1 protein-coding gene is annotated in these 502 nt (G+C 65.3%); it reads right to left on the bottom strand.

What is annotated here, in order from left to right:
- Nucleotides 1-502, bottom strand: a 502-nt coding sequence (locus APT89_RS07825) for a helix-turn-helix domain-containing protein (protein WP_131728590.1), incomplete at both ends; no start/stop codon positions are given.

The following is a 502-nucleotide window of genomic DNA, read 5'->3' as shown; positions in this document are numbered from 1 at the left end:
GCGTTCAAACACGCTGACCAGCTGCTGCTGCACGGTCTCGCGCCGTTCATCGGTACAGTGCGCCAGGCACAGGGAAAAACGGGAGTGGTCGTCCAGCAGGGTGAGCGGATGGCAGCGGCCACCGCCAAAGGGAAAGTGGCCCTTAAAATCCATCTGCCAGAGCCGGTTCGGCGCGTCGTGTTCGAACCGTCCCGTGGCGGGAATGCCCGGTGATGCGCCCGGCAGCAGGCCATGGCGGGCCATCAGGCTATGGACGGTGCTGAAGGCGGGCATACGGTGCCCCTGGTCTTCGAGCCAGCGCTTAATCTTGCGTGCGCCCCAGCGTTCATGGCGCTCATGGGCCATGCGCAGCAGGGCGGTGATGTCGTCAGATGAGCGGTTCGGGGAATGGTGCGGTATGCGCGGGCGGTCCTGAAGGCCGGCGGCACCTTCCTGAGCCCAGCGGCGAAGCCACTTGTAGGCGGTGGCAGGAGAAATGCCGAACTGACGGCAGAGGGAACGA

Source organism: Enterobacter sp. 50588862, from assembly GCF_001462935.1.
Classification (GTDB): Bacteria; Pseudomonadota; Gammaproteobacteria; order Enterobacterales; family Enterobacteriaceae; genus Enterobacter; species Enterobacter bugandensis.
The sequence above is the reverse complement of the archived record's forward strand: the minus strand, read 5'-3'. Positions and strand labels throughout refer to the sequence as shown.